Genomic DNA, 15,178 nt, shown 5'->3' with positions numbered 1-15,178 from the left:
CAATATCTATCACCCATTAACCTCCGAAACAGCCTAACTACACAAGGTATCTTGTTAGATAAGTATCAACTATGGCAGGAGTAAGCGATGACAGATAAAGGCAAAAAAGGGACTAACCGGTCAATCCCGCCCCCGACACGCAGAGACTTTATAAAAAGTTCCGGAGGCGTGCTGGGACTGGCGGCAATACTAAAGCTGGACGAACGTGCCCAAAAACTTTCGGCGGCTGTGGCACCCCCATCTACGGTGAGCTTCCCGCTGGAAGAAACAGCATTTGTCCCCGGCTCTACCAAAGAAGACCCCCTGATCCGTATGCAGGCAGACCTTCGCCGGGCCATGCAGAAACCGGCTGAAGAACGCCACTGGTCTATGGTAATCAACCTTAGGAAGTGTGTCGGCTGCCATGCCTGCACCGAAGCCTGCGTCTCGGAAAACAAATTACCTCCGGGAGTAATTTACCGTTTTGTTATGGACGAGGAAATGGGGCAGTACCCCAATGTCTCCAGACGCTTTACTCCCCGCCCCTGCATGCACTGTGATAACCCCCCCTGCACCAAAGTCTGCCCGGTAGGTGCCACCTTTAAACAGCCGGACGGGATAGTGGTTATTGACTACCAGCGCTGTATAGGCTGCCGTTTTTGCATTGTAGCCTGCCCCTATACCGCCCGCACTATGGATTACGGTGACAACTATCTAGAAGACGAACCTGAGGACTCCGGTCTGGTGCTGGGTTATGAACAAGGCGGAGTTTGGCAGAGTACGACCAATTTTGAATACGGCAACGCGCATTCACGCACACCCAAGCGGGATTCGCCTATCGGCAACGCCCGTAAATGTCATTTCTGCCTGCACCGTCTGGAAAAGGGTATGCTGCCGGCTTGTGTTACCACCTGTATCGGCCGGGTGAATTACTTCGGTGACGCCAATGACCCTGACAGTCTGGTTTCGGAGCTTATAGCAAACCCGGGCATTATCCAACTTAAATCAGAGTTGGGCACTGACCCCTCAGTTTATTATTTATTTTAGCGGGAGGAGTACGGTAAACCATGAATTGGAAAAGGATAGCACTGGGCATATTAATCCTTTCCCTTGCTGCCGGAGTCTGGGGGTTTCTGATGCTCCTCAACAACGGTCAGCAAATGCTCGGCCTAGGCAGTTTCGTAGTCTGGGGCTTGTGGATGGCACTCTACGTGTTTTTTGCCAGTACCGCAGCCGGTATGTTTTTCATAGCATCGCTTGATCTTCTTTTTAAAGTTAAAACTTTTGCCGGCACGGGTAAAATATTCATGCTGGCTTCACTGACCAGCCTGGGTGCCGGTCTGGTACATATTCTTATCAATGAAGGCCGACCCGAACGGGTTATGAACGTATTTTTGCACCCGAATTTTGATTCGGTGCTGGCCTGGTCCGTCTGGATTTATACCCTGATTGCACTGGCTACAGCCGCAATTTTGTTTGTTCTGTTTATGCCTCAGAAACGCCTGCCTTTCCGCAAAGAACCGGTAATAAAATGGCTGATGATTCTGGGCTTTCCGGTAGCAGTCATTGCCAGCGGCGCGGTCGGCTTTACCCTTTCCACCCAATCTTCCCATTCATTCTGGAGCGTAGGACTTTTCCCTGTACTCTTCCCTATCTTCGGTATGTCCGCCGGATTCGCCCTTTCACGTATAATAGTTGCCCTGTACGGGGATAAAACCAGCCCCGGCTATCCCCGTCTAGCCAAGACTATGGTTATTTCCACCATGACCCTGCTGCTTGCCATTACCTACATAATAGGCTCAGTGCTGTTTGTGGGCATATATGACGCTACCCCGCCTACTATTGAGGCCGCCAACTATATAATGTTCGGACAGTACTGGTACGGCTTCTGGATAGTCCAGATGGGTCTGGGTATTGTGGTAGCTCTGGGTGCATTGATAAAAATCCTGTCCAAACCCGGTTTATCTAAGAAACCGGCTTGGGGACTTACCGTAGGCGTTCTGGTACTGATTGGGGCGGCTGTTGCCCGTTTAAATTTTATCATTCCGGCTCAGATAGTGGCCGGGGCAGATTTCTTATCCAGCCCCATAGTAGATGGCCGATACATAGACAGTTATATCCCCAGCCTGCCCGAATGGGCACTTTCAGCGGGTATTACCGCCGCCGTCATTCTGGTATTTTACATTGTAGCCAAGATGATGAAACTGATACCTATCAGAATTGGAAATGAGGAAGCCGGTGATGAATAAAGAAAGAGCAGCAAAAAATCCCTCCGGGGGTATAACCCGGGCCAATTTTATAAAGGTTTCCGCTTTATTGGGAGGAACCGCCCTGCTGTCCGGCTGCGAACTGGTAACCCAACCCAGAAAGATACTGGGCAACAACGACTATACCCTATCCAAGCCTGAGGATATCATCTACAGCACCTGTCAGCAGTGTGCCACTCAGTGCAGTATAAAAGTAAAGCTGATTGACGGCGTCATTGCCAAAGTGGACGGAAACCCGTTCAGCCCCTGGAATATGATGCCCCAGCTGGACTATAAAACTCCGGTGACAACATCTGCCCTGACAGATGCCAGCATCTGCCCCAAAGGACATTCGGGTGCCCAAACATCATATGACCCGTTCCGACTGGTCAAAGTGATAAAACGTGACGGTCCCCGCGGCTCCAACAAATGGAAGAGCATTCCCTTTGACCAGGCAGTAGAAGAAATAGCCAGCGGCGGCAAACTCTTTTCAAACGTTCCCGGTGAAGAAAACCGCACAGTTGAAGGTTTGAAAGATATCTGGGCATTGCGTTCACCCGAAATCACCAAGACTATCAGCACAGATATAAAGGCTATCTGGGCTGAAAAAGATGAAACTAAAAAATCAGCTCTGGTAGAGGCTTTTAAAGAAAAACACCGGGATTATCTGGACAAATTTATAGACCCCGACCACCCTGATTTGGGCACTAAGAACAACGGTTTTTGCTTTATGTTCGGGCGGACTCAGGGCGGACGGGTGGACTTCATCAAGCGGTTTACCCATGACGCCATGGGCTCTATAAACGCTCACGGGCACACAACAGTTTGTCAGGGCAGTTTGTTTCAGGCATCAAAAGCCCTAAGTGCCAGGTTTGATTCCTCAACCGGCGCATTTCTTGAAGGTGATAAATTTTACTGGATGGCAGACATAGGCAAAAGCGAATTTGTTATTTTTACCGGCGCATCCCCCTTCGAGGCCAGCTTCGGCCCGACCAGCCGCGCCATGCGGATAGCAGACGGACTAGACAGCGGACGGATGAAATACGCCGTAGTAGACCCGCGCTTCTCCAAGGCTGCTTCAAAGGCCTGGAAATGGCTTCCGGCTAAACCCGGCACCGAGGGGGCACTGGCGCTGGCATTAATCCGCTGGATATTTGATAACAACCGCTATGACGCCAGATATCTGGCAAATGCCAATAAAGCCGCGGCTAATGCAGATGGAGAACCTACCTGGAGCGGCTCCACCTGGCTGGTAAAGATAGATGACAAAGGCAAGGCTGAGAGGCTTCTTCGAGCTTCGGATATAGGATTGGAACAGGGCAGCTTCAGCTTTGACACTCCGCTTATTATGAAAAATGGAGAGCCTACCCGGTTTGACCCAAATGACACAGTAAATGCGGCTGAAGGCGAACTGCTGGTTGATACTGTTATAAATAGTGTACGGGTGAAAAGCAGTTTGCAGATACTCCGTGACGAAGCTTCCAGCCACACTCTGGAGGAATGGGCCGATATCTGCGGGGTCAAGGCAGATGACCTTGCCGAAATAGCTTATGAATTTACCAGCCACGGCAAAAAAGCGGCGGCGGATGTCCACCGAGGAGTCAGCCAGCATACAAACGGCTTTTATAACGCCCTTGCCTGGTGGAATCTGAATATGCTTATAGGCAACTATGACTGGCAGGGAGGCATGCTCAAAGGCTCTGCCTATGACATCAGCGGCAGCAAAGCCGGTGGCCCCTTTAATCTGGGCAAGATGAAACCCGGCGCACTCACACCATCCGGTGTAAATATAGTAAGGCACGGAAATGTATACGAGGATACCACCCTATTTAAGAGTCAGGGCTACCCGGCCAAGCGGAACTGGTATCCCCTTTCGGAAGATATTTATCAAGAGGTTATCCCTTCGGCAGGAGATGCTTATCCCTACCCTATCAAGGCTCTTTTCCTGCACATGGGTTCACCTGTTTACGTAGTCCCGGCCGGCCATACCGCTCTGGAGTTTCTGACAGATACGGCGAAATTGCCCCTGCTGGTTGTTACGGATATAGTGGTCAGTGAAACATCCATGTATGCAGATTATATTTTCCCGGACCTGACCAATATGGAACGCTGGGAATTTGCCGGCAGCCAGAATACTATCCCGTTCAAATCCCAGCCGGTCAGACAGCCCGCTATTGCCCCGCTGGTGGAAATAGTAAAAGTATTCGGGCAGGATATTCCCCTTTCAATGGAAGCCATGCTGCTGGGTCTGGCCGAAAAAATAGGCTTGCCGGGATTCGGGCCGGACGGACTGGGCGCAGGTATCCCTCTTAGCCATTTTGATGACCTTTACCTTAGGATGGCAGCAAATCTGGCTTTCGGTGAAAAAGCTGACGGCTCTGATGCTGTGCCTGATGCAGACGAAGAAGAAATACGGATATTTACCCAAGCCAGACGCCATATGCCAAACAACATTTACAATCTTGAACGCTGGCGAAGCCTGGCGGGTGAAAACTGGCCAAAGGTTGTATACATGCTGAACAGAGGCGGCCGCTTCCAGGACTATGAGGGTGGCTACCCGGCTAATCAGCAGCTGGGCAACAAATACGGCCGTCTGCTCAATGTATTTCTGGAAAAAACCACCGAAGTTAAAAACTCGCAAACGGGTGCGCCCATTACCGGCCATGCCTGTTATATTACCGCCGGGCGTGATTGCTACGGGCAGGAACTGAATGACGAAAAGAATGGGTATGACCTGAACTTAATCACCTACAGAGAGATTGCCCGCACTCCCACCACCGCCAGCAACTATTATCTGAACCCCCTGCTGCCTGAAAATACGATACTTATTAATCAAGCTGATGCGGACAGGCTTGGCTTGACCGAAACAGATATAGTCAGGGTAGTATCCGAAAGCAACCCCAGGGGTGTCTGGAATCTGCGTAACGGGCAGGAATGGCCCATGAACGCCAAACTAAGCATTATGCAGGGTATCCGCCCCGGGGTAGTAGCCTTCTCACTGGGGTACGGCCACTTTGCCTACGGTGGGTTGGATATCACCATTGACGGTGAGCTGATTCCGGGTGAGACAAAACGTACCAAGGGTGTCAATGCCAACGCTGCCATGAGAGTAGACCCCTATCTGAAAAATACCTGCCTGATTGATACCATTGGAGGCAGTGCAGTTTTCTACGATACCAAGGTCAGACTGGAAAAAGTTAATATCTAACTAAAGCAAGAGGAGACTGATTATGAGTACATATTTAAACCCTGAAAAAAACCGTATCCCAGCCGTACTGACCCTGGCAGTTGCAGGCTCTGTTTGGGGGCTTCTGGAAATGGCACTGGGAGGTTTCCTGCACGCAATTCATTTTGCCAATCAAGGGGCAGTTATGGGCGGTTTGGCTATATCCCTTATGGCTATATTCCTGAGCATTACAAAAAAACCTGCCCTGATTCCCCTGCTGGGTGTCATTGCAGCCGCTTTCAAACCCTTCTCCGCGTTTATATTCGGCGAACCGGTATTTTCGGCTTATGTAATAAACCCCGCCATAGCCATCATAATGGAAGCAGTTGCCTTCGGAGCGGTAGCCTTTATCTTCAAAAAGGCTATGGAAAAACATCTTTTAGCTCAAATAACCACCGGCTTTCTGGCAGGTGGTTTGGGTATAGTATTATATGCCGTTATAGCCTCGGTGTTCGGTTTGGGCAAATGGCCTATGCTTGATATGGCCGGCAAGATAGATACTATCGTAACTACCGGTTTGCCGGTTGCACTGGCCGGTACTATCACCCTTGCCGCCGGCTACTATCTGGGTAAATTCGGTATGCCAAAACTGGCAAATTTCAAGACCAGTTATCCCCGCGCATACTACATAACTTCGGCTGTGACAGTGGTGTCATGCTGGGTTATTCCGGCAGTATTTCATCTGGGAGGTTAGGTGAACCTTATTGTCACCGGAGAAGTGGGCAGCGGAAAAAGCTCACATTGCCAGAGATATGCCAGACACCTGCAGGAGTGCGGTTTTAAAACCGGCGGTGTAATCTGCCGCCCTGTATTTCAGGGAGGTATTAAAGTAGGTTACAGTGCCGTTGATATCCGCACTTCTGCAGAGGCAGTTTTCAGCCTGACTGACCCCCAGGCTGATTTTCAAGGTGAAAAGGTTGGCAAGTACTCTATCCTCCAAAGCGGCCTCGCTTTTGCCTGTAACACCATCAGGGAAGCTCTCAAGACAGGTTGTGAGGTTATTTTTCTTGATGAAATAGGGCATCTGGAAATAGCCGGCAAAGGGCTCTCTGAACAGGCCCGTCTGGCTTACCAAAAAGCACCCCATACTATATCCGTAGTCCGCAAATCTCTTTTGCCAAAATTTCTGACCGCCTTTGCACCGGAGGAATCCAGCAATATCTTCATCATACATGATATAGATACTGATGCAGACATACACCCCGCCTTTTTTAAAAATAAGCCTGACCAAGCTGATATCAGCTGCATTATACTGGCAGGCGGCAAAAGCACCCGCTTAGGCAGCAATAAAGTTACCGCCACCTTAAATTCACAAACACTGCTGGAACGGGCTGTATCTAACCTTAGCGGTTACGGGCGTGAAATTCTGGTGGTTACCGCTTACGGCCAAGCAGATGAAAAAATAAAGCCACCACCCGGTGTAAGAATAATACAAGATATACTGCCGGGAAAAGGGCCTCTGGCCGGTATCTACAGCGGCCTTACGGCATCAAAATCCCCATTTAATATGGTAATAGCCTGTGATATGCCCTTTATCAACCGCCCGCTGCTTGAGTACATGAAAGACCAGATAACAGGTTTTGAGGCTGTCGTACCCAGACTCGGGCAAAAGCCTGAACCTCTCCATGCAATCTACTCTAAATCAGCCGGCGAAAAAGCCCTTCGCCTGATAAAAGAGGGCAAATCTGCGGTAAGTGACCTACTTGCCTGCCTGAAAACACGCTATATCGAAGAAGACGAGATAAACGGCTTCGACCCTGAACACCGCAGTTTTTTCAATATCAACCGCCCGGAAGATTTGGAAAAGGCCAGAAACATAGCAGATACCTAAACAGCTATAGCTATTCAGGTATACCCTATTTCTCGTTACCCGCCATCCCCCTTCCCGAAACATCACACCGATTGAAACTATTTCTTACCCCCAAAGACAGCGTGAAATCCAAAGAGGCATCCCCTTAAGAACAAAAAATATATTATAATTAAATAGTGACAAAAATATTGGGTCAGGAGGGATACAATGCCAGAGTTTGGATCACCCTTTTCCGGCATGGCCAAAAGCCAGCCACTGAGTAATGAAGAACTTATCCGTGCGATAAGGTTTATGGTAGCAGCCGAATATGAAGCTATCCAGCTATACATGCAGTTAGCCGAATCTACAACAAACAGGCTGGCTATAGAAGTACTCAGAGATATTGCCAATGAAGAAAAAGTACACGCAGGTGAATTCCTCAGGCTTCTGAAGGAGCTTGCCCCCGACGAAGAATCTTTCTACGCTGACGGAGCTAAAGAAGTAGAAGAGGAAATAGAAAAACGCAAAAACAAGTAGTCTGACTTTATCTGCTTCGGAGTATTCTGTACTGCAGAACAGTTAAACGCTTGTTTCTAAACAAATGGGGTATATGAACGGGCCTAATCCCAAATACCGCCCGTTCATATACCTCGCTGTCTGTAGTCGGGCAATGTCCCTTAATTTAATTATACCTAGCTCTGCAAATTTTTTTACAGCTTTAAATTATCAACCGGGCTAAATTTCTTATGCCCATGAACTGCTACTTCAGAATTCAAACTGGCAGCGTATTTTCTAGTCTGTGTCAGAGTACCATGCCTCAGCAATGACTGAAGTTCAAACTCACCTGCTCCATTACGTAAGCACATAGTAGCAAAGGTGTGTCTAAATGTATTGGGACTGCACTGTATATTTGTAATGCCTGCCCGCTTGCCTAATGTGATGATTGTCTGCATGATGCCATTTTTAGTTAAAGGGTGGCACTCTTTATCACTATAGCGGGTTTTGTGCCGGCTAACCCAAACATCAGGGGTTTTATCTCCGGGAAATGACTGAATTTTAAGGTATTGATATTCCAGTAATGCTCTTTAAACTTTAGGACCTATACGTACAACCCGTTCTTTAGCACCCTTGCCCATAACCTTAACCAATTCGCTATCATAATTGATATCACTCCATTTCAGATCTGTACATTCCCGTAGCCTGAGGCCTGTATCCAGCAACAATAAAATAAGTGTCTTATTCCTCTTATCCTCGAATGTCTCCCCTGACACTAAGGACAGCAGCCGCTGGCAATGCTCCTGAGTGAACGGCTGTATAACTTTGCGGGGTACTTTGGGTAAACGTACCTGCTTTAATGGATCTACGGTAATCTGTCCATTTTCCTTGAGCCAGTTGATAAATGGGCGTATCTGCTTGAAATAATCAGTGACAGATTGCGGACCGTTGGTTAACTGTAATTGCTGAAGGAATAAGCCGAGGTATATCGAAGTAATCTGGACCGGCTTAGTAACGCCATGCTCCTGGCAAAAATCAACGAATTTGCCGCACATATATCTGTAATTTGAAATTGTAGCCGGGCTAAGCTGCCCTACCTTGGCCATCAGAATATATGTGGAAAGACATAATCTGAGGTCATCAGGTGTAGTCAAAAGGTCACTAGCTACGATTGGATAATCGTAAGAATTTTTGTGGGTTAAATGGTCATTCATGCGCCATTTCGAGCTACCGACAGCGCTTTTAGCTTTATGGTGGAGCCGGAGGGATTCGAACCCTCTACCTTTTGACTGCCAGCTATAGAAGCACTAAGCAACCGAAGCACTAACTCCTTTTAATCTTTACTCAATTGAGATGAATAATAATCTTGATATTTTACGAAATTCTAGTAAAATATACGACAATGTTATTATGTTAAGCTCTTATTCGCATTAAAACATATATGAAGGGATTAAGATGGACGCAAATTTTTATACTAGTGGGGACCAAGGAAAGCTTATAAAAAGAATCAAAATAAATGAGAATGAAATATGTTCAAATAATCTGAATGATTATGATAACAATATTCGAATTCCATTTATAATTGAAAATAATCCTGAATTTTCTTCAATGAATATATATTTCACTCCGCTATTTTTCAATGTGAACCTTAAAATCTATCATGAATCTAAATGGGTGAAAATATCTGAAACGAGCATGATTTATAATAATAATGCTTGTTCCTCTTTCGATGTTCCTCTTTCAGAGGAAAAATTAAATTTCATAGAAAACCAACGCAAAGGCAAAAATATTGAGTTTATATTAGACATTAGTTGTATATTAGCTGTTGGAGGAGCAGGTTATACAACCGAAATCGCCTCATATTTACATAGTACTGTTGCTAGAAATGTAGCAATCGTGTTATCTCTACCTAAATCTATTTGGGAAGAAAGAGTATTATCTGGCTTGGGATTAGAAAACCTATACTCAGTTACAATTCAAATTCCGAACAATTTCAAACAAGAATTTAGTTACGCAATAACAGAACTAACACGTGCAGTAAAAATTTTTGAAACAGCCGATACTGAAGAAGATTACAAAAACATAATAGTGCATTCAAGAAAAGCTCTTGAGGCAGTAGTAGATAAATTAGCTTTAAAATTACATAAAAAAGATGCGAGTCCAAACGATAATAGCTTTTCAGCTAAAATAAAAACGATGCAAACTCAAATACTGATGCCAACGATCGGGGAAGATAATTCACAACGTGTAGCCAAAATATTAACGACACTGTGGGGCTCTTTCTCAGGCGCAAATCACCCAGGAGAATACCAATGTAATCGCAGTTATGCACGGTTTGCTATACACCAATCTGCTTCTATACTCTCTCTACTTTCCGAAATAATATAAGAATTATTTTAATGAAAATCGAGCACATAATAAGTTGAATAATTCCATTATAGACATAAGATTAACAATATTAGCATATATTTCGTCTGGAATATTTCTTATTGATCAGGGGAGTCAATTAATTAATAGTAGTATAAAAGTAGCGGGAGTAGCCTTTCTTGCAGTAGGTTTTATATCAATTTTAGGGCAATTACCAATAAGATTACTTAGGCAAATATACGCGAAAATAAATGACCTTTTTCTGACACCCCTATATATAGTTTCATTAGTCGCATTTCTTAGTGCGACTATAAGCATAGCTGATACAACAAAACAATATAGCATCTTATGGATAATACCTATAGTTAGTATAGTGTTCTTAATTTGGGAAATAGTAGATTTTACCAATAAAGTTCGACTAAGTTGTAAATCAATAGGTAAAAGGGCCACAAGCCTACACATAATGGAAACAGTATGCTTTATATCTTTAGTGATTACACTATGTATTTTATCCTTTAAATTAGAACCACTTGGACCACCCATTTTATGGGTAACAATAGCAACTTTAGCATTTTCGATATACCTAATACTCAATAGACAAAACTAGAATTATTAGGTTTTAATTATCAAGAGTTTGCGATAACCTTAAAGAATAAATTGTAAGTTTGCATCAAATAATTTTCAGTTACACTTAATAGTCCTAGTTGAATATTCGATACTTGTGATTTTGATAACCCTGGTTGCACGACAAATATTTCTAATTTCATTTCATGAGTTCTACTAATTTTTTCTTTGAATTCTAGGAGTATATTTTTATTACCAAATTCGAATCTACTTACTTCCGTCCCCCTATTTTTTATAGGTTCACGAGCTAAAAGATGTGAGAATAAATAAGTCGGATTTTCCATCCAATGAATATTTTTCTGAGCCTGTCCACATACTTCATATAAATCGTCAATTCTTGCACCCGGCCTGGATGATTTTGAGTGTTTACAATGATAAAACTCTACACAAATTGTGTTATCTTTTGACTTAATAGCCACAACATCTGCACATTCACCGGTGCCGTGGTCATTAAAAATGACTTCATAACAATTGTCTTCTATTAATTTTTGAATTACTTTATACTGAATAGAATCTTGTTCTTTGGAAATCCCTTGGATTTCTTTTGTAATAGTGGTGCCTTCCCAATCCCATGTCAGTATGTTTTGAGATGGAAACTGAGCATACTCACTATTCAATTTTGTAAAGCTATTACCTTCCAAAGATGAACCATCCGCAAACCATATTACAGGGGGATTAGTATTAAAATAATCCTTCAAAGGAATATATCCACCTCTTTGCCTGATAAGAATTTTTTGATCTCCAATAACCGATATAGCAAAATCAGGTAAACCGTTTTTACTATATAACCTGAGCAAAAATTCTAATCGCTTACTGTCTGAGCATACTTCAAATTTTAATTCCCCTGATTCTGTTGGATTTGTTAATCTTATATCAAAATTATATAAAGGTTGTATGGTTTCACTATCAAAAATAAGATCATATGTCGTTTCTGGTTCTTTATACATAATTAGAGGCCATTCTATAGCAATAGGCATAATATTAGGTCTCTGAGAAATAGATTTAGGCACTAATGTACCTTTCAACACACTTTCTGCATTTACGGTATTATCTAAGATCTTGCTTCCAATATGGCTACACCATTTAGTTAATGCCTCAATGTTTGTGATGTTCCTGGACCAAATTCTACCTTTGTACGAGCACCCAATACTTACTTTACTACCATCTTCATAACCAATTCCAAAAATATTAGATTTAATAACATTTCGTGTCTGTGCTTCAGTCAATCCAGACTCAACATCAGAACCAGCTCTCATTGTATATCTAATAAGTCGTCCAAGTTGCTCGATTAGGCCTACATTCTGGAGCCTTAAACGATTTATTCCAGAAAAGCAATGAAATACTCTCGGTCCATTAACTAGTTCCACTTCACCGGCTACAGCTTCCGCTAATTTTTTAAAATAACCATTGTTCGTTGAGCTATGTATGAAAAGAAGTTTTTGTTCTCTGTTCCAATATAAAATGTAAAGTTCCCATTCCCAGCTAAAAATATCTCCAACATTTATCCAATCAATAGGTACCTTTTTCGCGGTCACAATGACAAGTGTATCATCATATTTATTGATCTCATGGTGAATATGTTCAAGTGAGCCAATACCCGGAATTCCTGAACAATAATCTTCTGGTTTCCAATCTTCACACTTTGTATGATAAATGACCGCACTCATCGCAGGACGAAGATTCTGCAACGGTATCTGCTTACAATCAGTGCCAAAATTGCTGATGAATTTTTGCAAATCAATTTGTTTTTGCACTAATCCTTGGCTAGTTCTTCTTAGGATATCATTCCAATCGGGATTTTGAGAATAAAGCTTTTTAAGTTCTTCTTCAACGTCCAATTGCGCAGTATTTGCTATAACAGTTGCCTCTCCGAGATCAGGCATAAAACGGGTAAATCTCCCCACTAATTGAAGTGTAATAGGCAAGCTTTTCTTAACATCGTGAAATGCTGCTATTTTTAATCGAGGGAGATCGAATCCTTCTCCCAACATGTCAACACATACTACAATACTCGATTTCCCCTCAATTATTTTGTTTCGGATTAGTTCCCGCTCCTTGACAGATTTTATACCCGTGTGTAGCTGAACCGGATTAAACTCCGAATACTTTTCATATAACTTAAAAACCTGCTTTGCCCTATCAACACTTTTTACGCGAGCCATCAAAATATGATCAAAATGTTTTCGATCCTCAATAAGCTGTTGAATAGCTGCTTCAGCAATGATCAAATCTGATTTAGAAGGATCGTACTCAATCACGGATTTGAAATTGATTGCCGTGAAATATCCTTCTTCTTGAGCTTTTGTTAATGGATAATTGAAAATAATGTCTCCCCCAACGAGTTTGTCATCGTTTCGATAAGGTGTCGCAGTGAATTGAATTATTTTTCTTGATGCAAATTTTTCTTTACATTCACTCCAAGTTTCTGCTGCAATATGGTGCGCTTCATCGATGAACAAAACTTTGCAATGGCTTGCGATTTGCTCTTTCATTTTATTGGAACATTGACCAACTATACTCATGGTCGTGATAACTACGTTGCATTTGCTAAAGAAATCATCTATTTCAGTTAAATTTCTTGGTTTATGTCTTAAGAGACCAACAATAGGATAGGAAGCATCATTTGAAATTGCACCGATTTCTTTCAACTTGCCTAAAGTCAAGAACTTATCAAATAATTGGGATCTTAAAGCATCTGTGGGTACAATTACTAATAATCTTTGACACGGAGTTGACACAAGAACTGATAGCATTGTTTCTGTCTTTCCTGTTCCTGTTGGCATTACAATAGTGGCTGGGCGATTACTTACAGCCCAGTGAGAATGAACTGCATGAATTGCTCCAATTTGGGGCAAACGAAGACCTCTAATATTCTTTTCTCTAACCTCTTGTATATACTGGAATTTTCCCTGCCAAGATTCCAATGTCTTGTGTATTCTAGATTGATAGTCTATAGGGGAAGCAGGAACCTGTGATAATTTAGGATGCTTTATCCATTTAACTGATTTATATTCACTAGACAAGGTAGAAGAGGCTGTCGGAGTTTTTAGTCTAACTCTCAAAACTCTATCGAATCTCTCAGGTACCTTAGCTGCATTTGTAATTACAAGGATCTCGCTAGCACCAGATATTCTAGGTTTAAGAACAAAACCTTTTACTCTAGAATCTTCTAATGGCTCAATACCAACTAGAATTTCAAAACCAGGCGATAGTAACTGCTGTATCAAGTTTCCATTGTGCGATTCATTGATGGCGAATATTTCGGGGAATCGATATGCTGTCTCCAATATTCCTTCCTCAAAAATAAATATACCGATTGTATTTCGTTATACTATTTCAACACAATAAACAATATCTTCTAACTTCGCTTGCTACTATAAATTTACCATATCAATTTGATATTTAGGTATTACAAATAGACCTTAATAATTCTAATAACCAAGCCAACATATTGTTCTGATACAATTCTAAAACAACCATCTATCTCTAATTGATGATGCTTAGGAGATATGCTATTCACAATGATATCGTGTAATCGTTTTTATTCAACCGCAATACCATAATCCAGTAACTTGGCAGGCAATACATCATCAATATTGGCTATATCTTTTTCAGTCAATTCAATTAGCTTAAAGTTATATTTATTGTAAACTTCAAGCTTCTTCTTCTTTCTAGTTAAATAAGCGGCTTCTTCTGATCCCCAATATTCTATATAGACTTTTTCTGTAGGAATATAGAAGTCACAATAAAGATCTTCTTCTATTGGAAGTTTTCTTTCATAGGCATGAATAATTTTAGAATCGTATAACCAGTTATCAATAATCATTTCAGATTTTGAACGAACGTAATGCCCGTCTTTGACTCTGAATTCCGCTTTAAATTTTTCTCTAAAGCTCTGATCATCTGTGGAATGACTATTATCACTACCTACTTTACTTACTTGGCCTTGCGTTTCTTCAACGTTCATAACAAGTATTTTGTTGTTGAGAATTTCATTTGGCCATTTAACGAAGGGAGCGCCGGTAGCGCTGAATTTATGCTGCACACCACCGAAGCGTTTACCTTGAGCAGTGATTTCCCAACCCATTACGGGGTGCTTTTTTATCCAACCTAATTCTGAAAGGATAGAATTGATCCTGGTGACAGGGACATTGAAATGCTTACCTATAATTGTGGAAGTAATATCTGAATTGCTTTGTCCTGGCTTATCATCTGACAAAAAGTCTTTAATAGATTCTGGCCAAGAAATATAGCGCCCAAATTTTTCACTATGCTTATATATTCCACCTTTAGAAATACCTAAAGGAGTTAATTCCCAAGTGCTATCTTTTCTTACTATAAAGCCAAGTGCCTGGAGATTATTAAATGTATCTTGAGGTGTAATATTGAGCTCTTTAGCTAGACTTGTAGCTGAGTATTCCCTATTATCACTTTTAGAATTGGTCATTTAAG

9 protein-coding genes and 1 pseudogene are annotated in these 15,178 nt (G+C 42.6%); 7 read left to right on the top strand and 3 right to left on the bottom strand.

Annotation, left to right across the window (positions count from 1 at the left end; translation table 11 throughout):
* The first annotated feature begins 87 nt into the window (after positions 1-87).
* From ASJ33_RS01035 to ASJ33_RS01010, 6 genes are all read left to right on the top strand, one after another.
* Positions 88-1,026, top strand: coding sequence for a 4Fe-4S dicluster domain-containing protein (locus ASJ33_RS01035; RefSeq protein ID WP_023651797.1), 939 nt, complete (start codon positions 88-90; stop codon positions 1,024-1,026).
* 20 nt (positions 1,027-1,046) lie between these two features.
* Complete coding sequence (nrfD, locus tag ASJ33_RS01030; protein WP_012881461.1) at positions 1,047-2,228, top strand: NrfD/PsrC family molybdoenzyme membrane anchor subunit; 1,182 nt, start codon at positions 1,047-1,049, stop codon at positions 2,226-2,228.
* The gene (locus ASJ33_RS01025) at positions 2,221-5,433 is read left to right on the top strand and encodes a molybdopterin-dependent oxidoreductase (protein ID WP_041330410.1); all 3,213 of its coding nucleotides are present in this window, start codon (positions 2,221-2,223) and stop codon (positions 5,431-5,433) included. The genes nrfD and ASJ33_RS01025 overlap by 8 nt, the downstream gene beginning before the upstream one ends.
* 22 nt (positions 5,434-5,455) lie before the next feature.
* The gene (locus ASJ33_RS01020; RefSeq protein WP_041330408.1) at positions 5,456-6,145 is read left to right on the top strand and encodes a hypothetical protein; all 690 of its coding nucleotides are present in this window, start codon (positions 5,456-5,458) and stop codon (positions 6,143-6,145) included.
* Positions 6,146-7,282, top strand: a complete 1,137-nt coding sequence (locus ASJ33_RS01015; protein WP_023651793.1) for an NTP transferase domain-containing protein — start codon at positions 6,146-6,148, stop codon at positions 7,280-7,282.
* Positions 7,283-7,468: 186 nt separating this feature from the next.
* Complete coding sequence (locus ASJ33_RS01010) at positions 7,469-7,777, top strand: ferritin family protein (protein ID WP_012881457.1); 309 nt, start codon at positions 7,469-7,471, stop codon at positions 7,775-7,777.
* 173 nt (positions 7,778-7,950) lie between these two features.
* On the opposite strand, the pseudogene ASJ33_RS01005 reads toward ASJ33_RS01010, so the two are convergent.
* Positions 7,951-8,790: pseudogene (locus ASJ33_RS01005) on the bottom strand (tyrosine-type recombinase/integrase).
* 400 nt (positions 8,791-9,190) lie between these two features.
* On the opposite strand from ASJ33_RS01005, the gene ASJ33_RS01000 reads away from it, so the two are divergent.
* Positions 9,191-10,123, top strand: coding sequence for a hypothetical protein (locus ASJ33_RS01000; RefSeq protein WP_041330406.1), 933 nt, complete (start codon positions 9,191-9,193; stop codon positions 10,121-10,123).
* 605 nt (positions 10,124-10,728) lie between these two features.
* On the opposite strand, the gene ASJ33_RS00990 is transcribed toward ASJ33_RS01000, so the two are convergent.
* Positions 10,729-14,013, bottom strand: coding sequence for a DEAD/DEAH box helicase (locus ASJ33_RS00990; RefSeq protein WP_052465186.1), 3,285 nt, complete (start codon positions 14,011-14,013; stop codon positions 10,729-10,731).
* A 254-nt stretch (positions 14,014-14,267) separates the two neighbouring features.
* A complete protein-coding gene (locus ASJ33_RS00985) occupies positions 14,268-15,173 on the bottom strand; it encodes a hypothetical protein (protein WP_041330404.1) in 906 nt (301 codons plus the stop codon).
* Between the last annotated feature and the right edge of the window lie 5 nt (positions 15,174-15,178).

It is taken from the genome of Dehalococcoides mccartyi (assembly GCF_001889305.1).
In the GTDB taxonomy this organism is placed as follows: domain Bacteria; phylum Chloroflexota; class Dehalococcoidia; order Dehalococcoidales; family Dehalococcoidaceae; genus Dehalococcoides; species Dehalococcoides mccartyi_A.
The sequence above is the reverse complement of the archived record's forward strand: the minus strand, read 5'-3'. Positions and strand labels throughout refer to the sequence as shown.

Coding starts and splice junctions, on each gene's coding strand:
- ASJ33_RS01035 (WP_023651797.1), top strand. CDS start 88: ATGACAGATAAAGGCAAAAAAGGGACTAACCGGTCAATCCCGCCCCCG.
- nrfD (WP_012881461.1), top strand. CDS start 1,047: ATGAATTGGAAAAGGATAGCACTGGGCATATTAATCCTTTCCCTTGCT.
- ASJ33_RS01025 (WP_041330410.1), top strand. CDS start 2,221: ATGAATAAAGAAAGAGCAGCAAAAAATCCCTCCGGGGGTATAACCCGG.
- ASJ33_RS01020 (WP_041330408.1), top strand. CDS start 5,456: ATGAGTACATATTTAAACCCTGAAAAAAACCGTATCCCAGCCGTACTG.
- ASJ33_RS01010 (WP_012881457.1), top strand. CDS start 7,469: ATGCCAGAGTTTGGATCACCCTTTTCCGGCATGGCCAAAAGCCAGCCA.
- ASJ33_RS01000 (WP_041330406.1), top strand. CDS start 9,191: ATGGACGCAAATTTTTATACTAGTGGGGACCAAGGAAAGCTTATAAAA.
- ASJ33_RS00985 (WP_041330404.1), bottom strand. CDS start 15,173: ATGACCAATTCTAAAAGTGATAATAGGGAATACTCAGCTACAAGTCTA.